Raw genomic sequence first — 21,880 nt, 5'->3', positions numbered from 1 at the left:
GCTACTCGCCCACGCGGCGGCGCGTCTTGGCGCCCATCGCGTAGAAGACGAGCCCGATCCCCACGAAGAGCAGCAGGGGCACCACCTGGCTGAGGGTGTACTGCGCGCGCTCGCCGGCGAACGACGCGGGCAGCGAGTCGGCCGCGTTGCCCGCCGAGCCGAACCAGCCGACGCCGAAGCCCGGCCAGATCAGGACGACCACGGTGAACGCCACGAGCCCGGTGGCGAGGGCGCTCACGATCCATGTGCCGAGGCGTCCGCCCGGGACCGCGTACGGGCGCGGCGTGTCCGGGTACTTGCGGCGCAGGACCGCGAGGCTGGGGAAGGTGATGACGTACGAGATGAACGTGGTGCAGATGGTCAGGCCGAGGCCCGCGGCGAAGTACTTCTCGCCGTTGCCGTCCGTGAGGTTGAGGGCGACCACGAACAGGATCGAGCCGAGGACCGCCGAGAGCAGGTTCACCCGGACCGGGGTGCCGTGCTTCTCGGAGATCTTGCCGAGCCAGGCCGGGCCCGCGCCGTCCGCGCAGGCGACGGCCTGCGCGCGGTGGGCGCCCATGGCCCAGGTGACGCCCGAGGTGAGCAGGCCGATGATGAGGCCCGCCGCGGCGACCCCGCCGAAGACGGAGCCGAGGCCGGTGAGGGTGACTGTGCCGTCGGCGGCGACCGACCCGCCGTAGACCGTGAACACGGCCTTGCAGGCGTCGATGAAGCCGCCGAGGCTGCCGATCTCCTTGGCGGGCAGCACGAACAGGATGCCGAGGATCGGGCCGCCGTACAGGACGACGGAGGCGAGGCCGGAGCGCAGGATGGAGAGCGGGATGTCGCGCCGCGGGTTCGTCATCTCCTCGGCCGCGGAGCTCGGCAGTTCGAAGCCCACGTAGTTGAAGATCAGGACGGGGACAAGCCCCACGAAGCCGACGTACGTCGGGACGAACTCGCCCGCGGGCAGGGCGTGTACGCCGTGCTCGGCGGCGAACACCACGACGGAGACGAGGAAGAAGCCGAGCAGCACGATCCGGGCGACGGCGCCCGCGATCGGCACCCACTTGCCGATCCGCACGGACTGCACGACGGCGAGCGCGCCGCCCCAGATGAAGACGAGGCCGGCCGCGTACTTCCAGAAGCCGGGCAGCGGGGTGAAGAACTCCTCCCACGTCGTGAGCGCGATGATGCACAGGCTGCCGCCCACCCAGACGGGGTTGGAGATCCAGTAGAGGAGCTGGTTCACTCCGGCGACGAGCCGTCCGAACGCCAGGCGCGTCCACACGTAGGGGCCGCCCTGCACGGGGAAGGCGGAGCCCAGTTCGGCCACGAGCAGCCCGTAGGGGAGGAAGAACACCAGGGCGAGGATCGCCATCCAGGTGATGCCCTGGGGGCCCTGCGCGGCGACGGACCCGATGGTGTCGAGTCCGACGAGGGTGCAGATCAGGAAGAACAGCACGTCCAGCCTGCGCAGGTCCTTCTTGAGCCGGGAACGCTGTTCACCCCAGCCCTCGGACAGGTCGGGCAGGTCGGGCTGGTCGGGTGCGCCCGTCGCGGGCGGCTCGGTCGGCGGTATCGGCGGCGCTTGGGTCACGGGGATACTCCTGCTGCACGGCGGGGCACGGGGCTCGACGCTGCTTCTCGCGAACGGTTCTCCGGTCGGCTCTCGGCCGGCCTTCGACCGGTCTCCCGATCAGCTATTGACTGAACAGCCAGTCAGTAAGCGAGACTGTGACGGCCGCCACCGGGCACTGTCAAGAGTCGTGCACGGGCCGGTTTCACGGGCTTCGCCGCCGGGCACCGCACGGCGCACCCCGTGTGTAGGGTTACCGCGTGGCAAGAGTCCGGTTGAGCGTGGCCGAGCGGCGCGAAGAGCTGCTGCGGGCCGCCATCGAACAGATCGAGGCGCGCGGCGTGGCAGCCGTGCGCATCGCCGACGTGGCCGCCGCGCTCGGGGTGAGCAACGCGCTGGTCCTGTACCACTTCTCGACCAAGGAGAAGCTGGTCGCCGCCGCGTTCGCGCACGCCGCCGAGGGCGACCTGGCACACCTGCGCAAGCTGCTCGGCAAGCGGACGACGGCCCTGCGCCGGCTGCGTTCGGCGGTGCGCTGGTACGCGCCGACCGGGCAGGCCAAGGGCTGGCGGCTGTGGATCGAGGGGTGGGCCGCGGCCCTGCGCGAACCCGCGCTGCGGGACGTCACCCGCGATCTGGACAAGCAGTGGAAGGCGGCGCTCGCCGAGGTCGTCTCCGAGGGTGTGGCCGCGGGCGAGTTCCACTGCCCGGACCCGGCCGGTGCGGCACTGCGCCTGACGGCGCTCCTCGACGGCCTCGCGGTGCAGATGACCGCGTACACGGGGACGGTGTCACGGGTGCGCATGCAGCAGTGGGTGGATGACGCGCTGGCCCGCGAGCTGGGCCTGGAGCGCGACGACCTGACGGCGGCGACGGCCTGACGGGCCGACACGGGCCGACGGGCTGACACGGCTGACGGACCCGGCCGGGACACGCCGAAGGGGAGCCACCCAAGGGCAGGCTCCCCCACAAGACGCCTCACGCAGACGCCTCACACGGCAGACGCCTTACGCAGACGTGTCACGCGGCACCAGCACACCCGGCAGACGCCTCACGCGGCACCGACACACCCGGCAGACCGGCGCACCCGGCACCGGCACACCCGGCAAACGCCTCACGCGGCACCGACACACCCGGCCACCGGCGCACCCGGCCACCGGCGCCGCGCGCAACGTCAGAGCGGCAGCAGGTCGGGCCGCTTCGCCGCCACGTGGTCCCCCGACGACTCTCCCCGCAGCCGTCGGCCGATCCACGGCACCAGGAACTCGCGCGCCCAGTGGATGTCGTCGCGCCGCACCTCGAGCGTGCCGCGCGGCGGCTGCGGCGGCCACGGCTGGTCCGGGTCGGCCGGCACCTCGACGCCGAGCGCCAGCCCCGCCCGCAGCGCGACCCGCGTGTGCCCCTCGGGCGAGAGGTGCAGCCGGTCGTCGTCCCAGGCGCGGCGGTCCTGGACCGTCTTGAGGGACCACAGGTCGAGCACCGGGCACCCGTAGCGGTCGGCGACGGCGCGCACATGTCCGTTGTACGTCGCGATCTTGCCGCGGAGATGCTTGAGGACCGGGACGTCGCGGGTGTCGAAGCCGGTGGTGACCATGACGGTGCCGACGGCGGAGGTCAGCTTGGCCACGGCCTTCTCGAAGCGTTCCGCGACGTCGTCGGGGTCGGTGCCGGGCCGGATGATGTCGTTGCCGCCGGCGGCGAAGGTCACCAGGTCGGGGGCGAGCTCCAGGGCGCGCGGGAGCTGGTCCTCCACGATCTGGTCGAGGAGTTTGCCACGCACGGCGAGGTTCGCGTACCGGAAGGTGTGCTCGGGGGTCCGGTCGTCCAGGAGGACGGCGAGACGGTCGGCCCAGCCCACGAAGGTGCCGTCGGGACCGGGGTCCCCGACGCCTTCGGTGAAGCTGTCCCCCACCGCCGCGTAGGACCGAATCGTGCCGCCGCTGAGTGATCTCGATTCGTTTGCCACGACCACACATCCTTCACCCTGCGATGTGACCTACGCGACCGTAGGGAGGGGTTGACGGGCGGTGATATAGACCACCTGGTCAGTTTCGGTATTCCAGGAATACGGCAGGGCTACGGGGGGGGTGGCACGCCGAAGGGGCGGGCCCGGAACCGGACCCGCCCCTTCATGTCACGCCGCCGGGGTCAGACGGAGACGCCGTGCTGCTTGAGGTACGCGACCGGGTCCACGTCCGAGCCGTAGTACGGGGTGGTGCGGATCTCGAAGTGCAGGTGCGGTCCGGTGACGTTGCCGGTCGCGCCGGAGAGGCCTATCTGCTGGCCCCCGGTCACGGTCTGCCCGGCGGAGACGGACAGGGACGTCATGTGGGCGTACTGCGAGTACTTGCCGTCGGCGTGCTGGATGACGACCTCGTTGCCGTACGCGCCGTCGAGGCCGGCGGAGACGACGGTGCCCGCGGCGATGGCCTTGATCGGGGTGCCCGACGGGACGACGAAGTCGACGCCCGTGTGGTAGCCGCTGGACCACATGGCGCCCGGGGTCTTGTAGGCGGTGCCGATGGCGGCGCCCTGCACGGGCAGCCCGTAACCGGTGGAGGCCGCGGCCTTCGTGGCGGTCTTGGGCGCGGCGGCCTGCGCGCCGAGCGTCAGCTTCAGGCCGGGCTTGAGGGCCGACGGGTCGGCGCCGATGACCGAGCGGTTGTCGGAGTAGAGCTTCTGCCAGCCGCCGCCGAGGTGCTGGTCCCTCGCGATCTTCGCCAGGGTGTCCCCGGCCTTCACGGAGTAGGTCTTGACCGTGGCGGAGGCGGCCGCAGGAGTCGCGGCGTGGGCGCCGGCGGCACCGATCAGCGGCAGTGCGAGCACGGCACCGCCGGCGCCGACGATGGCGATCGAGCGGGCGAGGCCCAGGGACTTCGGACGGCGGTGCTTACCCTTCGCGGGCATGGGGGATTCCTCTCCGTCGCCTGCGAGGTGAGCTGTCGGGTTCGGGCTGGAGATGCCCGGCCGCGCCCCTTTCGGGCACGGCTTCACCCCGAGCCGCGACCGGTTTCCCGGAAACGGCGTACCACCTGGGTCCCCCACTCCTGCCGGCACGGATCGGTGTTCGGATTCCGGTCGGCGGCAGGATTAGGCGTTCCGTCCGGATTGCGGCGAACGTAAGCGAGCGGGGAGCGCCAGAACAAGGCGCCAAACCCGCTGAACAGCCCCTTCCTTGATCCTTTGTTGATCCTTTCCGGGCGAGGCCGTCACGCTCCGTGGATTTACGATCTTTGCAACTGCGATACCTGCGGGAAATCCGCTCGGCCCCTCCGCCACGCACGGTCACGGCTATGAAGCTGGTCACCTATCGACCAGCATGTCCCCACATTTCATGGCGACTTGGGGCAGATATCCTATCTAGCGCCTTACTGGCTTATTTCGGTCATTACGCATGCAACTGCCACTCCGTCTTCGCCGTCCCGTCCCGCCCCGTCACAGATGGTTGCCCCTGGAATCCATGTCGTATCGTCGACGAAGCCCGCAGGCGAACAGCGCCGCGGCCGACCGGGAGGAGCCCCCGTGACGCAGCAGGTCCCGTCCACCGAGCCCGAGTTGGCCGGAGTGCGCAACTTCCGCGATGTGGGCGGCCTCCCGACCGTGGACGGCCGTCGGGTCAAGCAGGGCGTGCTGTTCCGCAGCGGTCACCTCGCGCACGCCACGCAGGAGGACGCCGCGTTCCTCGCCTCGCTCGGGCTGCACACGATCTTCGACTTCCGCAACGCCGCCGACCAGCGCCTCGAAGGCCCCGACGTCACGCTGCCCGGCGTGCGGAACGTGAACCTGCCGCTGACCGACCCGGCGGACGGCTCCGAGTTCTGGAAGATGGTCCGCGACGGCGAGATCGACGAGCTGCGCGCCGCCCTGTCCGAGGGCCAGGCCGCGGACCGCATGATCACCTCGTACCGGACGATCATCAAGGAGCGGACGGCCGAGCACAGCCACGTCCTGCACGCCATGGCCGAGGACAGCGTGCCCGCGCTCATGCACTGTGCGGCGGGCAAGGACCGCGCGGGCCTCTCGATAGCGGTCACCCTGCTGGCCCTGGGTGTCGAGCGCGACGCCATCGAGGCGGACTACCTGGAGTCGAACGCCGCGCACCGCCGCTACAAGGTGCACCGCTCCAGCGCCTCGGAGGACGCGATGTCGCCCGAGGTCATGGAACTCCTCAGCCCCCTGTTCGACGCCCGCGCCAGCTATCTGGCGGCCGCCTTCGAGACGGTCGAGGAGACCTGGGGCTCCACCGACCGCTACCTGACCGAGGGCCTCGGGCTGACCCCGGCCGAGCGTGAGCGGCTGCGCGAGCACCTCCTCGACTGAGCTGCCGGGGAATACTGAGCTGCCGGGGAATACGGCGTCACCCGTGCGACGCCCCCAGCGTGAACAGCAGGTAGAGGAAGCCCGCGACGATGTGCCCGGCGAAGACGTAGACGAGCAGGCGCACCCAGATGCCGCGCGGCAGCTTCTCCTCCAGGTCACGGCGGGCGGGCCGCCCGGGCTCGGTCACGTCGTCGGTCTCCGCGCTCATCGCGGTCCTCCCTTGGCCGGTTCGCCGCCGCCCGCCGCCGGGCCGAGACACAGCGCGGCGGACGGGCTCTGCAGCAGGGTGTGTACGAAGAGGAGCTCGGCGCCGCCGTGGTCGGCGGCGGCGATCCGGTGCGGGGTCAGCGAGTCGAAGTGCGCGCTGTCCCCCGGTTCGAGGGCGTACGCGGTGTCCCCGAGCCGCAGCCGCAGCCGCCCTTCGAGGACGTACAGCCACTCCTCACCGGGGTGGACCCGCACGATGTCGCCCTGGGCGCCGTACGGCACGTGCACGCGCAACGCCTGCATGCCGCGCCCGGGGGAACCCGCCTGCCGGTAGATCCAGCCGCCCGCCTCGGTGGCCTCCATGTCGCCGGAGCGCACGACCGCGTCCCGGTCGGCGGGCGTCTCGCCCAGGAGCTCGGAGACCGTCGTACCGTAGGTGCGGGCGAGGGCGAGCAGCATCGGGAGCGAGGGCTGACGGCGCCCCGTCTCCAGGCGGGAGAGATGGGCGGGCGAGAGCCCGGCGGCACGGGCGGCGGCCTCCAGAGTGAGGGCGGCGCGGCGGCGCAGGTCACGCAGCTGTGGCGCGACGGCGGGCAGCTCGACGGGTTCCGGGCCGGGCTCGGTGGAGGCCGGAGCCGGCTCCGGCAGTGCGGGGCTCATACCGTCGATTGAGCCAGAGCCGTACCTCTGGGGCAAATTTCTTGCCCCAGAGGCAAAGTCTCACCTTGTTTAAAGAACTCAGCGGTTGGCGACCGCCTGCTTCACGAGCGTCTTGCCGAAGTCCCACATCAGCCCGCCGCCCGAGTGCGCGTCGTCCATGACGGCGGTGAACGCCTCGACGAAGCGGTCCACCTCGCGCTCCCCGATGGTCAGCGGCGGGATGAGCTTGATGACCTCCAGATGGTCGCCGGAGACCTGGGTGAGGATCCGGTGCTTCTGGAGCAGCGGTACGACGACCATCTGCGCGAAGAGCCCCTTGCGCGCGGCCTGCAGCATCGTCCAGCGGCTGCGCAGCTTCAGCGAGCTCGGCCGCCCGAACTCGATGCCGATCATCAGGCCACGGCCACGCACGTCGCTCAGCAGCTCGTAGCGGTCGACCAGGGCGGCGAGGCGGGACTTCAGGAGCTCGCCGGTCGCCCGGGCGTTCGCGACGACCTGCTCGTCCTCCATCACGGACAGGACGGCCAGCCCCGCGGCCATGGCCTGCGCGTTCGAGCCGAAGCTGGCCGAGTGCACGAGGACCCGGTCCATGGACGAGTAGACCTTCTTGAAGATCCAGTCCTTGCCGAGCGTCGCGCCGACGGGCACATAGCCGCCGGAGAGCGCCTTCGCCACGCACACGAGGTCGGGTTCGACGCCGTCCTCGTGCTGGTAGGCGTAGAAGTCGCCGGTCCGGCCGAGGCCGGTCTGCACCTCGTCCGCGATGAGCAGCGCCTTGTGGCGGTGCAGCAGTTCCTGGGCGGCACGCAGATAGCCGGGCGGCGCCGCGTGGACGCCCTTGCCCTGGATCGGCTCGACGATCAGCGCGGCCACGTCACCCTTCGCGAGTTCGGCCCGCAGGGCGTCGAGGTCGCCGAGCGGCACCGCCGTGTCCGGCAGGAGCGGAGCGAAGCCGTCCCGGAACCCGGACTCGCCGTTCACGGACAGGGATCCGGTGGTCAGGCCGTGGAAGGCGTGCCCGCAGTACAGGATCCTGGTCCTGCCCGTCGCGTACCGGGCGAACTTCAGCGCCGTCTCGACCGCTTCGGTGCCGCTGTTGCCGAAGAAGACCCGGTCCAGGTGCGGGCTGTGCGTGAGCAGCTTCTCGGCGAGGAGGCCGGGCAGCGGCTGGCAGTCGAAGCGGGTGAGGTCGGCGAGCGAGGCGTCGAGGACGTCGTGCAGGGCCTTGCGGACGACGGGGTGGTGCCGGCCGAGTCCCATCACACCGAACCCGGCGAGCATGTCCAGGTAGTCGTTGCCGTCCTCGTCCCAGAAGTACGCCCCTTCGGCGCGTTCGTAGACCTTGTCGAAGCCGATGGTGTGCAGCATGCGCGGGAGCTGGTGGTTCAGGTACTTCGCGTGCAGCTCGTAGCGCTCGGCGCCTCGCTCGGCCAGGAGCCTGCCGAGATCGAAGTCCTTGCTCATACGTCGTCGCTCTCCCTGGCGGCCACAACGGCCGCGGTCTCGGCCTTCAGGGCCATGCTGGAACCGATCCGCCCGGCGATCTCGACGGGCGTGAGTCCGATGTCGGCGAGCACCTCGCCGCGCTTGGCGTGCGCGAGGAACTGCTCGGGGATCCCGAACCGCCGTACGGGCACGTCGACTTCGGCCTCGCCGAGAGCCAGCGCCACGGCGGCTCCGACGCCGGCCGCCCGGCTGTTGTCCTCGACGACGGCGACCAGGCGGTGCCGCGCGGCGAGCGGCGCGAGGTCCGGGTCGACGGGCTTGACCCAACGGGGGTCCACGACGGTGCAGTAGATGCCGCGCGCCTCCAGGAGTTCGGCTACCTGGAGGCAGACCGGCGCCATCACGCCGACGGAGACGAGGAGGACGTCCGCGTCATCGGCGGCGTCGGCGCGGCGCAGTACGTCGAGGCCGCCGATCCGGTCGACCGCCGGGATCTCGGGTCCGGCCGACTCCTTCGGGAAGCGCAGCACGGTCGGCGCGTCGTCCACCGTCACCGCTTCCCGCAGCTGCAGCCGCAGTTGCTCGGCGTCGCGCGGTGCGGCGATGCGCAGGCCCGGCACGACCTGGAGCACGGACATGTCCCACATGCCGTTGTGGGAGGCGCCGTCGACGCCGGTCACGCCCGCCCGGTCGAGGACGAAGGTCACCCCGCACTTGTGCAGCGCGACGTCCATGAGGAGCTGGTCGAAGGCACGGTTGAGGAACGTGGCGTAGACGGCGACCACGGGGTGGAGGCCGCCCGTGGCGAGTCCGGCCGCCGAGACCGCCGCGTGCTGCTCGGCGATCCCCACGTCCCACACCCGCTGCGGGAACTCCTCGGCGAACCTGGTGAGTCCGACGGGGTCCAGCATCGCCGCGGTGATCGCGACGACGTCCTCCCGCTCCCGCCCGATCCGGACGATCTCGTCGCCGAACACCGAGGTCCAGGAAGGGCCGTTGGACGGCGCGAGCGGCTCGCAGGTGAGCGGGTCCATCACGCCGACGCTGTGGAACCGGTCGGCCTCGTCCGCGAGGGCGGGCTCGTAGCCGCGGCCCTTCTCCGTGAGGCAGTGCACGAGCACCGGGCCGTGGAACCGTTTCGCGCGGCGCAGCGCCGACTGGACCGCGCCGAGGTCGTGCCCGTCGATGGGCCCGACGTACTTGAGCCCGAGGTCCTCGAACATGCCCTGCGGCGCGAAGGCGTCCTTGAAGCCCTTCTTGGCGCCGTGCAGGGACTCGTACACCGTGTGGCCGACGACGGGGGTGCGCAGGAGGACGTCCTTGCCCCAGGCGAGGACCTTCTCGTAGCTGTCGGTGGTGCGCAGGGTGGCCAGGTGGTTGGCGAGGCCGCCGATGGTGGGCGCGTACGACCGTTCGTTGTCGTTGACGACGATGATCAGGGGGCGGTCCTTGGCGGCGGCGATGTTGTTGAGCGCCTCCCACGCCATGCCGCCGGTGAGTGCCCCGTCGCCGATGACGGCGACGACGTGGCCCCGCTCCCCCAGGACCTGCCGGGCCTTGGCGAGACCGTCGGCCCAGCCGAGCGCGGTGGACGCGTGGCTGTTCTCGATGACGTCGTGCTCGGACTCCTCGCGCGAGGGATAGCCGGACAGGCCGCCCTTGCCGCGCAGCTTCGAGAAGTCCTGACGTCCCGTCAACATCTTGTGTACGTAGCTCTGGTGGCCGGTGTCCCACAGGATGCGGTCGACCGGCGACTCGAAGACCCGGTGCAGGGCGATGGAGAGCTCCACCACCCCCAGGTTGGGTCCCAGGTGTCCGCCGGTCCTCGCGACCGCGTGGATCAGGAACTCCCTGATCTCCGCCGCCAGTTCGGCGAGCTGTTCCTCGCTCAGCGCCTTCAGGTCGCGCGGCCCCCGGATACTCTCCAAGATTGTCACGCTCGGGCCCCCTCTCCGGTTGTTCTCAGCTCACGGTGACGTCCGGCGCCCCTGAGGCCACGCCGTCCTTCTCCATCTGCTCGGCGATCTTCATCGCCTCTTCGATGAGGGTCTCGACGATCTTCGACTCGGGGACGGTCTTGATGACCTCGCCCTTGACGAAGATCTGGCCCTTGCCGTTGCCCGACGCGACGCCGAGATCCGCCTCGCGCGCCTCTCCGGGCCCGTTGACCACACATCCCATGACGGCGACCCGTAGCGGCACCTCCATGCCGTCGAGCCCCGCGGTGACCTCGTCGGCCAGCTTGTAGACGTCGACCTGCGCCCGCCCGCAGGACGGGCACGACACGATCTCCAGGCGCCGCTGCCGCAGGCCGAGCGACTCCAGGATCTGGGTGCCGACCTTGACCTCCTCGACGGGCGGCGCGGACAGCGAGACCCGGATGGTGTCGCCGATCCCCTCGCTGAGCAACGCCCCGAAGGCGACAGCCGACTTGACGGTGCCCTGGAACGCCGGCCCCGCCTCCGTCACCCCCAGGTGCAGCGGATAGTCACAGGCGGCGGCGAGCTGCCGGTACGCGTTCACCATCACGACCGGGTCGTTGTGCTTGACCGAGATCTTGATGTCGCCGAAGCCGTGCTCCTCGAAGAGGGACGCCTCCCACAGCGCCGACTCGACGAGCGCCTCGGGCGTCGCCCTCCCGTACTTCTTCAGGAGCCGCGCGTCGAGCGAGCCCGCGTTCACGCCGATACGGATCGGGGTGCCCGCGTCCTTCGCGGCGCGCGCGATCTCCTTGACCTTGTCGTCGAACTGCTTGATGTTGCCCGGGTTCACACGGACCGCCGCACATCCCGCGTCGATGGCCGCGAACACGTACTTCGGCTGGAAGTGGATGTCCGCGATCACGGGGATCTGCGACTTCTTCGCGATGACGGCGAGCGCGTCGGCGTCGTCCTGCGTCGGACACGCCACCCGGACGATCTGGCAGCCGGACGCCGTGAGCTCGGCGATCTGCTGCAGCGTGGCCCCTACGTCCGAGGTCCGCGTCGTCGTCATCGACTGCACGGACACCGGCGCTCCGCCCCCCACGGCCACCGGCCCGACGTGGATCAGCCGACTCGTCCTGCGGTCGGCGATCGGTCGGACCGGAAGCGAAGGGAGCCCCAGTGAGACGGGCTCTCCGGAGGCCATGGCCGTCAGCCCCGATTCCCGGAGACGGTCTCGCGAGCGGCGCGGAGGGACTCCTTCAGCGAGCCCATCGTGGCGAGGACGGCCGTCGGCTCGTAACCGCAGTGCGCCATGCAGTTGTTGCAGCGCTCGTCCTTGCCGCGCCCATAGGCGTCCCAGTCGGTCTTCTCGATGAGGTCCTTGTACGTGGTGACGTACCCGTCCGCCATCAGGTAGCAGGGCTTCTGCCAGCCGAAGAGCGAGTAGTTCGGGATCGCCCACGCGGTGCACGGGAAGTCGATCTTGCCCTCGAGGAAGTCGAGGAACAGCGGGGAGTGGTTGAGGCGCCAGCGCCGCCGGTTCCCGCCCGCGAAGGCCTTCTTGAAGAGCTCGCGGGTCTGCTCGACGCCCAGGAAGTGCTCCTGGTCGGGCGCCTTCTCGTAGGCGTAGGCGGGCGACAGCATCATCTCGTCGACCTCGAGGTCGTCGTTGAGGTAGTTCAGGACCTCGATGATGTTCTGCGGGGTGTCCGTGTTGAAGAAGGTCGAGTTCGTGGTGACCCGGAAGCCCCGCTTCTTGGCCTCCTTGATCGCCTCCACCGCCTCGTCGAAGACGCCTTCCTTGGCGACCGACTCGTCGTGGCGCTCGCGCATCCCGTCGATGTGCACCGTGAAGGCGAAGTACGGCGAGGGCGTGAACTTGTCCATCTTCTTGCGCAGCAGCAGCGCGTTCGTGCAGAGGAAGACGTACTTCTTCCTCGCCACCAGCTGGCGCACGATCTCGTCGATCTGGGGGTGCATCAGGGGCTCGCCGCCGGCGATGGACACCATCGGCGCGCCGGACTCCAGGACGGCGCCCACGGCCTGCGCCACGGGCATCCGCTGCTTGAGCACCCCTGCCGGGTGCTGGATCTTCCCGCAGCCCTCGCACTTGAGGTTGCAGGCGTACAGCGGCTCCAGTTCGACGATGAGCGGGAACTTCTCACGCTTGCGGAGCTTCTGTTCAAAGAGGTACGTCGCTACCTTGATGGACTGACGAAGCGGCATGGCCATCTGGCTCACCTCCGGGGGAGCAGCAAAGAACGGTGCCATTCGAAAAATGCGGGAAGTACGGCACGAAGAACACGGAAAGCAGATATTCCACCGCGCACCGTGCTGATTCGGACGAGTTCATGTTCTGGAGCGTCCACGACCACCCGTACGGCCGCAACCGGACGCGGGCCCCGCGCGGTGGCCGCGCGCAGCGTGGCGGCGGACTCCATGTCCACCGCGATCGCGCCGGTCGCGAGCAGGTCACCGCGCTCGTGACCGCGGACGACATGGTCGGAGCCGGTCAGCGGACCGGTGTGCACGGTCCGGCCCGGCACCGCCCTGACCAGCTCCTTCACGAGGAGTTCCGTGCCGGTGCACGGCGTGGAGCCGTACGGGTCGCGGGTCTCCTCGGCGACGACCAGGTCCCCGGGGTGCATCCCGGGGGCGAGGCCGGCGCAGAAGCCGGTCGCGACGACCGCCGCGTCGAGCAGCTCGGGCCCTTCGAGGACCCGGACCACGGACCGCTCGGCCGCCTTGGGGCCCATGCCCGTCCGCAGCACGGTCACGGGGGCCGGTGCCCCCGTGCGGACGCCGGTGCGCAGGGCGAGGTGCTCGATGCCGAGCGCGCAGGCGACCAGCAGCGGGACGGGCTCCGGCGGGCGCGGGGCCGCCGGGGTTTCGGCCATCAGCTCCCCTTGCCCGGCAGGGACGCCCGGTCGGAGAACGGCTCCCCTTGGACGTACCGGCCCAGTGCGGTGAGCGGGAAGACGTGGCGGTAGAGGTGGTAGTTGATGGAGAAGTCCCAGGGGAAGCCGGTGCCGGTGAAGTACGGCTCGTCCCAGGTACCGTCCGCGAGCTGTGTCCCGGCCAGCCAGGCGACGCCGCGCTCGACGGCCTTTGAGTCCCGCTCCCCCGCCGACAGGAGCGCCATCAGCGCCCAGCCGGTCTGCGAGGCGGTGGAGGCGCCGTGGCCCTTCCAGTCCTCGTAGCGGTAGGAGCGCAGGTCCTCGCCCCAGCCGCCGTCGTCGTTCTGGACGGATTCGAGCCAGGCGACGGCCCGGCGGATCGCCGGGTGCGAGGGGGCAAGCCCTGCGGCGGTCAGGGCGGGCAGCACCGACCCGGTGCCGTAGATGTAGTTGACGCCCCAGCGGCCGAACCAGGCGCCGTTCGGCTCCTGTTCGGCGAGCAGCCACTCGATGCCGCGCCGGGTGCGCGGGTCGTGCGACAGGCCCTCGACGGCGAGCATCTCCACCACGTGCCCGGTGACGTCGGCGGACGGGGGGTCGATGACCTCGCCGAAGTCGCAGAACGGCAGCCGGTTCGGGAACGGGCTGGTGTTGTCGACGTCGAACGCGGCCCAGGCGCCGTTCTTCGACTGCATGCCGAGGTTCCAGCGCACGCCCCGCTCGATGGCCTTCTCCATGCGCGCGATGTCCGGGTGACGGACGCGGCGCAGAGCGAGGACGACCTCTGCGGTGTCGTCGATGTCGGGGTAGTTGTCGTTGTGGAACTCGAACGCCCAGCCGCCCGAGGCGAGTTGGGGCCTTCGGACGGACCAGTCGCCGGGCCGGTCGATCTGCTCCCGGAGCATCCACTCGGCGGCCTTGACGAGCCCCGGGTGGTCGGCGGGCAGCCCCGCGTCGGCGAGGGCGATGACCGCGAGACAGGTGTCCCACACGGGAGACTGGCAGGCCTCGATCATCCGGGCCCCGTCCTCCCGCCACACGGCGAACCGGTCGAGCGACTCCAACCCCGCCTTCATCACCGGGTGTTCGAGGTCGTATCCGAGCAGATGGAGGGCGATGACGGAGTACACGGCCGGGGGCTGGATGCCGCCCCAGCAGCCGTCCTTCTCCTGACGTTCGATGATCCAGCGGGCGGCGGTGTTCATGGCCGCCCTGCGCAGCCTGCGGGGCGCGACCTTGCGGTACAGGTGCATCGCCTTGTCGAGCCGCTCGAAGGCCCCGTCCCAACTCGCCACCGGGGCAAGCGGCTTGGCGGGGTTCGGGTTCCTCGCGTCGGTGTGGAGCTCGTCGAGCGGGAAGGGCGCGGGCCGCACCGGGCGCTTCGCGGAGACGACCGTGAGAGGCACGATGGTCTGCCGGGCCCAGCAGCCGAAGTCGTAGATGTTGAGCGGCATCCACCTCGGGAAGTAGATGAGCTCCGGCGGGAGTTCGGGCAGGTCGTCCCACTTCCACCAGCCGAACAGGGCCAGCCAGATACGGGTGAACACGCGGGCCGCCGCGATGCCGCCCCGCTCCCGGATCCAGGCGGAGGCCTTCGCCATGTGCGGCTCGTCGGGGGCGTCCCCGGCGAGGCGCAGGGCGACGTACGCCTCGATGGTGGTGGAGAGTTCGCCCGGGCCGCCGTGGAACGTGGCCCAGGCGCCGTCGTCGCGCTGTTCGCCGCGGATGAAGAGCCCGGCGGCGCGGGTGGTCGCCTCGTCGCGGATCCCCAGGAACTGGCGCAGCAGCAGATCCTCGGCGTCCATCGTGACGTTCGTGTCGAGGTCGCCCTTCCACCAGCCCTGGGCGTCCTGCCGGGCGAGCAGGAAGTCCGTGGCGCGCTGGACGGCGCGGGTGGCGGCGTCGTGCGTCCCGGCCGCCCCGGGGCTCGTGTCGGTCAATTGGGCAGTGGTGGCCGAGGTCGCGCCGGGAGCTGCCGCTCCGCTGCTTCCGTCGGTCGTCGCTGTCATGGCTTCCCCTTCGTGCAGTGCTCGATCTCTGCTGGGTCCGCCGTCGGCCGATGCCCTGGATGGACACCGGCCGGCGACTGCGCTGGGGGTCTGGGGGTCACCCCCCAGAAGAGGCGCATATACCGGCGATAATGATCATCTCTTTCGTACGACGACGAAGTCCGCGAGCGCGACGAACTGCGCCCGCACGTGGTCCGGCATCTGGACGGAGTCCAGGGCCTCGATGGCGACGGCGTACTGCCGGCGCGCCTCCTCGGCGGTCCAGTCGCGGCCGCCCGCCTCCTCGATGAGGGCGGCGCGGGCCGCGAACTCCTCTTCGGAGAAGCTGTCGAAGTCGTTGCTCTTGGCGTCGGCGGCGAGGAGTTCGCCCAGCCGCTCGGACGCGGGGCCGCCCGCGGCGAGCGCGGCGACGACGGGCAGGGACTTCTTGCGCTGGCGCAGATCGCTCCAGGTCTGCTTGCCGGTGGCCTCCGGGTCGCCCCAGATGCCGAGCAGGTCGTCGACGGCCTGGAAGGCGAGACCGAGGTGGTAGCCGTACTTCTCCAGCTGGTCCGCGGTCCGGTCGTCGACGCCGCCGAGCACGGCGCCGATGGAGGAGGCGCAGGCGAGGAGGGCGCCGGTCTTGTTGCCCTCCATCTCCAGGCACTCCTCGACGGTGACCCGCTCGCGGTGCTCGTAGCTGATGTCCTGCGCCTGGCCGTCGATGAGGGCGCGCGAGGCGGCGGTCAGGCGGCGCGTGGCGCGGCCTGCCTCGACGGTGCCGAGTTCGAGCAGCACCTCGTTGGCGAGGGCGAAGAGGGCGTCGCCGACGAGGATGGCCTGCGCCGGGCCGTGCACCTTCCACACGGTGTCCCGGTGACGGCGCTGTTCGTCGCCGTCCATCAGGTCGTCGTGCAGCAGCGAGAAGTTGTGCACCAGCTCGACGGCGACCGCGCCGGGCACGCCCACCTCGGGTGCCGCGCCCGGGACCTGGGCGGACAGGACGGCGAGCGCGGGCCGTACGGCCTTGCCGCCGTCACCGTCGGCGGGGTTGCCCTGGGCGTCGATCCAGCCGAAGTGATAGGCGGCGACGGTGTCCATCGGGGGTGCGAGGCGGTCCACGGCGGCCCGCAGCACCGGGGTGGCCAGGGTCCGGCCGCGCTCGAGCAGCGCGGTCACGTCCACCGCGTCGGCGGCCGGTTGGGCCGAGGGCACAGCGGGCACAGGGTCTCCTTTTGTTGCGTCGCCGGGGGCCGGATGGTCCGCCCCCTGGAGATCGAGCTTCATGCCGCCTCCCGGAACAGATGACCGCGTGGGCGGTCGAGTGCGGCAAGTGCGGCGTCGGCGGCGCTGACACCGCTGCGTACCGCGCTTTCCATGGTCGCGGGCCACCCGGTGGCGGTCCACGCGCCGGCCAGGTACAGGCCGGGGGCGTTGGTGCGGGCCGTGGGCCGCAGGGCGCCGACGCCGGGGGCCGGAGCGAAGGTCGCCGTGCGCTCCCGGGTGACGAAGAAGTCGAGGACCTTCGCGCCCCGGGCGGCGGGCAGCAGCCGCTCGAACTCCGGCAGGTAGCGCTCACGCAGTACGGCGACGGGCTCGTCGATCTCGTCCTGCGCGGCCGACTGGGACACCGCGAGGTACTGTCCCTCGGTGAGACCCGAGGCGTCGGTCCGGTCGAAGACCCACTGCACCGGCGAGCCGAGGGCCGTGAAGAAGGGCCGCTTGAGGACCTTGCGGTCGTAGACGACGTGCAGGTTGAGGATCGGGGCGGTCCCGATGGCGAGCAGCCGTTCGGCGTCGTCGAGGGCGCCGTCGGGCAGCAGGTCGTACGTCTCGCGCTGGGGTACGGCGAGGACGACCGCGTCGGCCACGATCCGCTCCCCGGGAACCTCCACGCTCCAACGTCCGTTCTCCGTAGGGGAGATGGAGGTGACGCGTGCACGGAGTTCGGTGCGTACGCCCGCGGAGTCGAGCGCCTTGCGGGCGAAGGTGTCGTGGAGTTCACCGAGGGGGACGCGCGCCCAGCCGATGTCGGCCGCGCCCGGTTCGGACAGCAGCCCGGTCTTGAACACCATGGCGGCGAGCCCCAGCGAGGACTCTCCGGCGACGGCGTTCAGGGTGGCGACGCCCACGAGGTCCCACAGGGCATCGACGGCACGCGGTGACTGGCCGTGCTCGGCCAGCCAGCTGCCGAAGTCCCGGTCGTCCAGGGCCGGGTCGGCCGGGTCGAGCCCCTTGAGGGCCAGTGCGGCACGCCCCACCTTGGCGCGCTCGGCGAGCGAGAGATGCGGGTACGTGGCGAGGCTCGCGGCGAGGTGCAGCGGCACGGGCAGCGCGGTGCGGCGCAGCCGGCCGAGGCGGTTCCGGTCGGCGTCGAGGACGGGGACGTCGAGGCGGTCCTGGAGGGGCGAGAGTTCCGTGGCGTCGATGCGGTCGAGGAACCAGCGGTAGGCGGTGCAGCAGCGCAGGTACACGTGCTGGCCGTTGTCGACGGTGAGGTCGCCGCGCTTGAAGGAGAAGGCGAGACCGCCCAGCCGGGGGCGTCCTTCGAGCAGGGTGACGTCGAGGCCCGCGTCGGCGAGCGCGAGGGCGGCGGTGGTTCCGGCGAGCCCTCCGCCGACGACGACCGCGCTCTGCCGCCCGGAGCCGCCGGTGTCCGCGCCCGCTCCTTCCGGCCGCATGTTCCCGGTGCTCATGCGCCCTCCCCTCCGGTCGCGTCGTCGGTGTGCGCGTGATGGTTGAAACGCACACGGCAGGCCGCTGAAGTCAGTGACGCCGCGTCGTGGCAGAGGGTTGCCCGCCGGCTCCCGTCCGTGGGGACCGCTCTGTCAGGGATGCTCATCAGGCACGCCTCCTGAGGGACTGCCGGGAAACGCTGCGGGTGTCGAGGCCGGACAGGCCGCGCACGGCGACGTAGGCCTTCTCGCGCCCGGGCAGGGAGACGCGGCCGCGCAGGACGGCCTCGGGATCGCGTTCGATGCGGTCGAGGAGGCGCCGGTAGATGCCGGCCATGGCGGCGACGCACGCGCCGCTGCGCCGGTCGAGCAGCGGCAGGAGCCGGTAGCCCTCGGCGAACAGGGCGCGGGCGCGGCGCACCTCGAAGTGCACGAGGCCCGCGAAGTCGGAGCCCGGCGGCGGTGTCGGGGCGTCGAACCCCGCCGAGCAGCCGAACTTGGCGAGGTCGTCGGCGGGCAGGTAGGTGCGGCCGTCCGCCGCGTCCTCCCGTACGTCACGCAGGATGTTGGTGAGCTGGAGCGCGAGCCCGAGCGTGTCGGCGTACTCGGAGGCGCGCTCGGCGCCGCGCGCGCCGGGTTCGGTGCCGAAGACGCCCAGCGAGACGCGGCCGATGGCGCCCGCCACGCAGCGGCAGTAGACCTTGAGGTCGTCCCAGGTCTCGTACGTCTCGCCGCGCAGGTCCATGAGGACGCCGTCGATGAGTTCGTCGAGGCCGCCGAGCGGGATCGGGAACTGGCGCGCGGCGTCCGCGAGGGCGACGCCCACCGGGTCTGTGTCGTCCTCGGCCACGTCGCCGTCGCGGACGCGGGCGAGCAGCGCCCTCGTCTCGTCCAGCCGCTCGGCCTTGGTCCCGGGCGGCAGCGCTCCGTCGCCGATGTCGTCGACGCGGCGCGAGAACGCGTACACCGCCGACATGGCGCGCCGCTTGGCCGTCGGCAGCAGCCTGATGCCGTAGGCGAAGTTACGGGCCTGCTGTCCGGTGACGGTCTCGCAGTAGCTGTACGCGGCGAGCACCGCTGCCGACACGTGCTGATCTGACTCCACGGTCCGGCTCACCCCTCTCCTCGCAGAGTCGCTCCCACCTCGCGCAGCAACCGGAGCTTGGTGGGCTTGGGCGGTCCAGGAAGTACGTCGTACGACACCCCGGCGATCGCGGTGACCGCCGCCTTCCCCCCTGCCACGAACCCGGCAAGCAGCAGTTTCAGCCTGCCGTGGACGCTACCCACGAGGGGGGTGCCTTCATTCAGGAGACCGAGGGCGCGTTCGGCCTCGAACGCGACCAGGGCGCGCACCGATGCGCCCGCCGTTGGTGCGGCGAGATCGGACTCCTGGACATGGAACTGTTTCATGTCCTCGGCCGGCAGATAGACGCGGCCCTGGCGCAGGTCCTCGCCGACGTCCTGGAGGTGTTCGACGATCTGCAGGCCGGTACAGACGGCGTCCGAGAGGCGGATGCGCTCGGGGGTCGCGGTGCCGGTGATCGCGAGGACGAGGCGGCCGACCGGGTTGGCGGAGAGCTCGCAGTAGGCCAGGAGGTCGTCGTACGTCTCGTAGCGCGTGACGAGCTGGTCCTGGCGGTTGGCCTGGATGAGGCCGAGGAAGGGTTCGGGGGTGAGGCCGCGGCGGCGCACGGTGGGCTGGAGGGCGCGCAGGAGGGGGTGGTGCGGCGTCGAGTCGAACACGCGGTGAAGGTCGGCCTCGAAGGCGTCGAGAACCGCGAGGCGGTCGTCGGTCCGTTCGGGTGACACGCCGAGGAGACGGGCGTCCGCGCCGCCCGGAGCGAGGTCTCCGTCGCCGATGTCGTCGACCAGGCGGGCGTAGCCGTAGATCGCCATGAGGTCGTCGCGCCAGGCGCGGGGCAGGAAGAAGGGGGCCACCGGAAAGTTCTCGTCGGCGGCCTTGTCGAGTGTCGCCCCGGCCGGGGATCCGGCGGGCGCTCCAGAGGGCCCTGTCACCACGCGCTGCCCGGTACGAGGACGGCGAAAGCATCGTGGAGCTGGAGAGTTTCCATAGCCATTGCCGTCACATCTCCCGTTCTACACTGCTGACCCAAAACATCCCATTTCGGACACGCCGCCCAGCCTTGCGCGCGACATACCAACCCCTGAGTCGGAGTGTCGCGCATTATCGCCCCTTTGCCGCGAATCGGCACCGGTACAGCTTACGTCGTACAACCGACCCCGCCCCGTCGGGGTGTTCCGCGGATCACCACAACACGCCGCCCGGCGTCAAGATTCCCTGCGGGCAAGGAAGTTGACCTCCGCTTGACCTCCGGCCCGAATCAATTGTCACCTACACGCGTCTCAAGGCCCCGCCGAAGAGAGCCCGGCGGGGCCTTGAGACGCAGGAACGGGTGGGAAGGGTTGCCCGGGACTCCCCGGGCCCCCGCTACTTACCCGTGAACTTCTCGTACTCCTTGAGCACCTCGGCTGTCGGACCGTCCATGCGCAGCTCGCCGCGCTCCAGCCACAGGACCCGGTCGCAGGTGTCCCGGATCGACTTGTTGTTGTGGCTGACCAGGAAGACCGTGCCGGCCTCCTTGCGCAGCTCGCGGATGCGGGCCTCGGAGCGCTTCTGGAACTTGCGGTCGCCGGTCGCCAGGGCCTCGTCGATCATCAGGACGTCGTGGTCCTTGGCCGCCGCGATGGAGAAGCGCAGACGGGCCGCCATGCCGGAGGAGTAGGTGCGCATCGGGAGCGTGATGAAGTCGCCCTTCTCGTTGATGCCCGAGAAGTCGACGATCTCCTGGTAGCGCTCCCGGATCTGCTCGCGGGACATGCCCATCGCGAGCCCGCCGAGTATGACGTTCCGCTCGCCCGTCAGGTCGTTCATCAGCGCCGCGTTCACCCCGAGGAGCGAGGGCTGGCCGTCGGTGTAGACCTTGCCCCTCTCCGCCGGCAGAAGCCCGGCGATGGCGCGCAGCAGGGTCGACTTGCCCGACCCGTTCGAGCCGATCAGGCCGATCGCCTCGCCGCGGTAGGCGGTGAAGGTGACGCCCTTGACGGCGTGCACCTTGCGGACGCCGCGCTCGTCGCCGCGCCTGACGATGCGGCTCAGGGCGGAGGTGGCGCTGCCCTTGCCCGTCTTGGCGCCGTTGACGCGGTAGACGATGTGCAGGCCGTCGGCGATGACGGTGGGGATGTGCGCCTCGGAGGCGTTGTTCATGTCGTCAGCCACGGCCGTAGCGCTCCTCAGCCTTCCAGAAGTACACGAAGCCGCCGACCGCGACGAGGACGGCCCAACCGAGCGCGACCGCCCACACGTGCGGCGGCAGGTTCTCGCGGGGGTAGCCGTCGATGAGGGCGTAGCGCATCAGGTCCATGTAGATGGCCGCCGGGTTCCACTGCAGCGCGTCCGCGATCCACCCTGGCTTGCCCTTGAGCATGATCGGGATGGAGAACATGACGCCCGACGCGTACATCCACGTCCGCATGACGAACGGCATCAGCTGCGCGAGGTCCGGGGTCTTGGACCCGGCTCGCGCCATGATCAGCGCGAGGCCGACGTTGAAGAGGAACTGCAGCGCCAGGGCCGGGATGACCAGCAGCCAGGCGAGGCTCGGGTAGCTGCCGAAGGCCACCGCCACGAGCAGCAGCACGATCATCGAGAACAGCAGCTGCTGGAGCTGCTGGAGCGCGAACGAGACGGGCAGCGACGCGCGGGGGAAGTGCAGCGCCCGCACCAGGCCGAGGTTGCCGGAGATCGCCCGGACGCCCGCCATCACCGAGGACTGCGTGAACGTGAAGACGAAGACCCCCGTCACCAGGAACGGGATGTAGACCTCCTTGCCCATGCCCCGGTCGGCACCCAGGATCAGGCCGAAGATCAAGTAGTAGACGAGCGCGTTCAGGAGCGGCGTCGCCACCTGCCAGAGCTGGCCGAGCTTGGCCTGGCTGTACTGGGCGGTGAGCTTCGCCTGCGAGAAGGCGAGGATGAAGTGACGCCGCCCCCACAGCTGGCGGACGTACTCGGACAGGCCGGGCCTGGCGCCGCTGACGGTCAGACCGTACTTGGCGGCCAGGTCGGCCGGGGAGAGCCCGTCATCGGGCGACGGGCGCGCGGTCACCGCGACACCGCCGTCATGCGTTGTCTCACTCACTAGTGGAAACTTTCGTCTTCAAAGTGCGCAGCCTGGTCGGGCAT

At 70.8% G+C, this 21,880-nt stretch carries 20 protein-coding genes and 1 riboswitch; of the genes, 2 read left to right on the top strand and 18 right to left on the bottom strand.

All coding sequences use genetic code 11. From position 1 onward, the window contains the following. Position 1: 1 nt before the first annotated feature. Entirely contained in the window at positions 2-1,579 is a 1,578-nt protein-coding gene (locus EOT10_RS03590) for an APC family permease (RefSeq protein WP_127826534.1), read from the bottom strand. Positions 1,580-1,818: 239 nt separating this feature from the next. On the opposite strand from EOT10_RS03590, the gene EOT10_RS03585 reads away from it, so the two are divergent. After that, the gene (locus EOT10_RS03585) at positions 1,819-2,439 is read left to right on the top strand and encodes a TetR/AcrR family transcriptional regulator (RefSeq protein WP_127826533.1); all 621 of its coding nucleotides are present in this window, start codon (positions 1,819-1,821) and stop codon (positions 2,437-2,439) included. A 293-nt stretch (positions 2,440-2,732) separates the two neighbouring features. Here the strand turns inward: EOT10_RS03585 and EOT10_RS03580 are convergent, their stop codons facing one another. Both EOT10_RS03580 and EOT10_RS03575 read right to left on the bottom strand, forming a co-directional pair. After that, the gene (locus EOT10_RS03580) at positions 2,733-3,524 is read right to left on the bottom strand and encodes an SGNH/GDSL hydrolase family protein (RefSeq protein WP_127826532.1); all 792 of its coding nucleotides are present in this window, start codon (positions 3,522-3,524) and stop codon (positions 2,733-2,735) included. A 182-nt stretch (positions 3,525-3,706) separates the two neighbouring features. After that, positions 3,707-4,465 (bottom strand): M23 family metallopeptidase, encoded by a 759-nt coding sequence (locus EOT10_RS03575; RefSeq protein ID WP_127826531.1) that lies wholly within the window; start codon positions 4,463-4,465, stop codon positions 3,707-3,709. Positions 4,466-4,469: 4 nt separating this feature from the next. Next, positions 4,470-4,634: riboswitch (cyclic di-AMP (ydaO/yuaA leader) on the bottom strand. A gap of 446 nt (positions 4,635-5,080) precedes the next feature. Here EOT10_RS03575 and EOT10_RS03570 point away from each other — a divergent pair. Further along, positions 5,081-5,878 carry a tyrosine-protein phosphatase gene (locus EOT10_RS03570; RefSeq protein WP_127826530.1) on the top strand — a complete coding sequence of 266 codons (798 nt, stop codon included), beginning with the start codon at positions 5,081-5,083 and terminating at the stop codon, positions 5,876-5,878. A 37-nt stretch (positions 5,879-5,915) separates the two neighbouring features. Here EOT10_RS03570 and EOT10_RS41065 read toward each other — a convergent pair whose 3' ends face one another. The 15 genes from EOT10_RS41065 to EOT10_RS03505 form a co-directional block, all read right to left on the bottom strand. Continuing rightward, positions 5,916-6,086 (bottom strand): DUF6126 family protein, encoded by a 171-nt coding sequence (locus EOT10_RS41065; RefSeq protein WP_189491046.1) that lies wholly within the window; start codon positions 6,084-6,086, stop codon positions 5,916-5,918. Continuing rightward, a complete protein-coding gene (locus EOT10_RS03565; protein ID WP_127826529.1) occupies positions 6,083-6,745 on the bottom strand; it encodes a helix-turn-helix domain-containing protein in 663 nt (220 codons plus the stop codon). Before EOT10_RS03565 ends, EOT10_RS41065 begins: the two co-directional genes overlap by 4 nt. A 78-nt stretch (positions 6,746-6,823) precedes the next feature. Beyond that, positions 6,824-8,209, bottom strand: a complete 1,386-nt coding sequence (locus EOT10_RS03560) for an aspartate aminotransferase family protein (protein ID WP_127826528.1) — start codon at positions 8,207-8,209, stop codon at positions 6,824-6,826. Beyond that, positions 8,206-10,128 carry a 1-deoxy-D-xylulose-5-phosphate synthase gene (dxs, locus tag EOT10_RS03555; RefSeq protein WP_127826527.1) on the bottom strand — a complete coding sequence of 641 codons (1,923 nt, stop codon included), beginning with the start codon at positions 10,126-10,128 and terminating at the stop codon, positions 8,206-8,208. The genes EOT10_RS03560 and dxs overlap by 4 nt, the downstream gene beginning before the upstream one ends. 25 nt (positions 10,129-10,153) lie before the next feature. Continuing rightward, the gene (gene ispG, locus EOT10_RS03550) at positions 10,154-11,320 is read right to left on the bottom strand and encodes a flavodoxin-dependent (E)-4-hydroxy-3-methylbut-2-enyl-diphosphate synthase (RefSeq protein ID WP_127826526.1); all 1,167 of its coding nucleotides are present in this window, start codon (positions 11,318-11,320) and stop codon (positions 10,154-10,156) included. A gap of 5 nt (positions 11,321-11,325) precedes the next feature. Beyond that, a complete protein-coding gene (gene hpnH / locus EOT10_RS03545) occupies positions 11,326-12,348 on the bottom strand; it encodes an adenosyl-hopene transferase HpnH (protein WP_127826525.1) in 1,023 nt (340 codons plus the stop codon). 5 nt (positions 12,349-12,353) lie between these two features. Then, positions 12,354-13,013: a phosphorylase family protein gene (locus EOT10_RS03540; RefSeq protein WP_127826524.1), complete on the bottom strand. Its 660-nt coding sequence runs from the start codon at positions 13,011-13,013 to the stop codon at positions 12,354-12,356. After that, positions 13,013-15,022: a squalene--hopene cyclase gene (shc, locus tag EOT10_RS03535; protein ID WP_127826523.1), complete on the bottom strand. Its 2,010-nt coding sequence runs from the start codon at positions 15,020-15,022 to the stop codon at positions 13,013-13,015. Before shc ends, EOT10_RS03540 begins: the two co-directional genes overlap by 1 nt. A gap of 135 nt (positions 15,023-15,157) precedes the next feature. Next, positions 15,158-16,288, bottom strand: a complete 1,131-nt coding sequence (locus tag EOT10_RS03530) for a polyprenyl synthetase family protein (protein WP_127826522.1) — start codon at positions 16,286-16,288, stop codon at positions 15,158-15,160. After that, entirely contained in the window at positions 16,285-17,682 is a 1,398-nt protein-coding gene (gene hpnE / locus EOT10_RS03525; RefSeq protein WP_127826749.1) for a hydroxysqualene dehydroxylase HpnE, read from the bottom strand. Before hpnE ends, EOT10_RS03530 begins: the two co-directional genes overlap by 4 nt. An 11-nt stretch (positions 17,683-17,693) precedes the next feature. Further along, a complete protein-coding gene (locus tag EOT10_RS43040; RefSeq protein ID WP_431313249.1) occupies positions 17,694-17,843 on the bottom strand; it encodes a DUF6380 family protein in 150 nt (49 codons plus the stop codon). Next, the gene (hpnD, locus tag EOT10_RS03520; RefSeq protein WP_189491039.1) at positions 17,843-18,793 is read right to left on the bottom strand and encodes a presqualene diphosphate synthase HpnD; all 951 of its coding nucleotides are present in this window, start codon (positions 18,791-18,793) and stop codon (positions 17,843-17,845) included. The genes EOT10_RS43040 and hpnD overlap by 1 nt, the downstream gene beginning before the upstream one ends. Then, a complete protein-coding gene (gene hpnC, locus EOT10_RS03515) occupies positions 18,790-19,692 on the bottom strand; it encodes a squalene synthase HpnC (protein ID WP_127826520.1) in 903 nt (300 codons plus the stop codon). Before hpnC ends, hpnD begins: the two co-directional genes overlap by 4 nt. A 433-nt stretch (positions 19,693-20,125) precedes the next feature. Then, the gene (locus tag EOT10_RS03510; protein WP_127826748.1) at positions 20,126-20,902 is read right to left on the bottom strand and encodes an ABC transporter ATP-binding protein; all 777 of its coding nucleotides are present in this window, start codon (positions 20,900-20,902) and stop codon (positions 20,126-20,128) included. 4 nt (positions 20,903-20,906) lie between these two features. Further along, entirely contained in the window at positions 20,907-21,836 is a 930-nt protein-coding gene (locus tag EOT10_RS03505; RefSeq protein ID WP_127826519.1) for an ABC transporter permease, read from the bottom strand. Between the last annotated feature and the right edge of the window lie 44 nt (positions 21,837-21,880).

The organism is Streptomyces antnestii (assembly GCF_004005495.1).
Lineage (GTDB): Bacteria > Actinomycetota > Actinomycetes > Streptomycetales > Streptomycetaceae > Streptomyces > Streptomyces antnestii.
The sequence above is the reverse complement of the archived record's forward strand: the minus strand, read 5'-3'. Positions and strand labels throughout refer to the sequence as shown.

What these genes read in the sequence shown, in the direction of transcription:
- hpnE (WP_127826749.1), bottom strand. Translation starts at nt 17,682, where the DNA reads ATGCGGCCGGAAGGAGCGGGCGCGGACACCGGCGGCTCCGGGCGGCAG.
- EOT10_RS03540 (WP_127826524.1), bottom strand. Translation starts at nt 13,013, where the DNA reads ATGGCCGAAACCCCGGCGGCCCCGCGCCCGCCGGAGCCCGTCCCGCTG.
- EOT10_RS03510 (WP_127826748.1), bottom strand. Translation starts at nt 20,902, where the DNA reads ATGAACAACGCCTCCGAGGCGCACATCCCCACCGTCATCGCCGACGGC.
- hpnH (WP_127826525.1), bottom strand. Translation starts at nt 12,348, where the DNA reads ATGGCCATGCCGCTTCGTCAGTCCATCAAGGTAGCGACGTACCTCTTT.
- ispG (WP_127826526.1), bottom strand. Translation starts at nt 11,320, where the DNA reads ATGGCCTCCGGAGAGCCCGTCTCACTGGGGCTCCCTTCGCTTCCGGTC.
- EOT10_RS03530 (WP_127826522.1), bottom strand. Translation starts at nt 16,288, where the DNA reads ATGAAGCTCGATCTCCAGGGGGCGGACCATCCGGCCCCCGGCGACGCA.
- EOT10_RS03560 (WP_127826528.1), bottom strand. Translation starts at nt 8,209, where the DNA reads ATGAGCAAGGACTTCGATCTCGGCAGGCTCCTGGCCGAGCGAGGCGCC.
- shc (WP_127826523.1), bottom strand. Translation starts at nt 15,022, where the DNA reads ATGACAGCGACGACCGACGGAAGCAGCGGAGCGGCAGCTCCCGGCGCG.
- EOT10_RS03575 (WP_127826531.1), bottom strand. Translation starts at nt 4,465, where the DNA reads ATGCCCGCGAAGGGTAAGCACCGCCGTCCGAAGTCCCTGGGCCTCGCC.
- EOT10_RS41065 (WP_189491046.1), bottom strand. Translation starts at nt 6,086, where the DNA reads ATGAGCGCGGAGACCGACGACGTGACCGAGCCCGGGCGGCCCGCCCGC.
- EOT10_RS03565 (WP_127826529.1), bottom strand. Translation starts at nt 6,745, where the DNA reads ATGAGCCCCGCACTGCCGGAGCCGGCTCCGGCCTCCACCGAGCCCGGC.
- EOT10_RS43040 (WP_431313249.1), bottom strand. Translation starts at nt 17,843, where the DNA reads ATGAGCATCCCTGACAGAGCGGTCCCCACGGACGGGAGCCGGCGGGCA.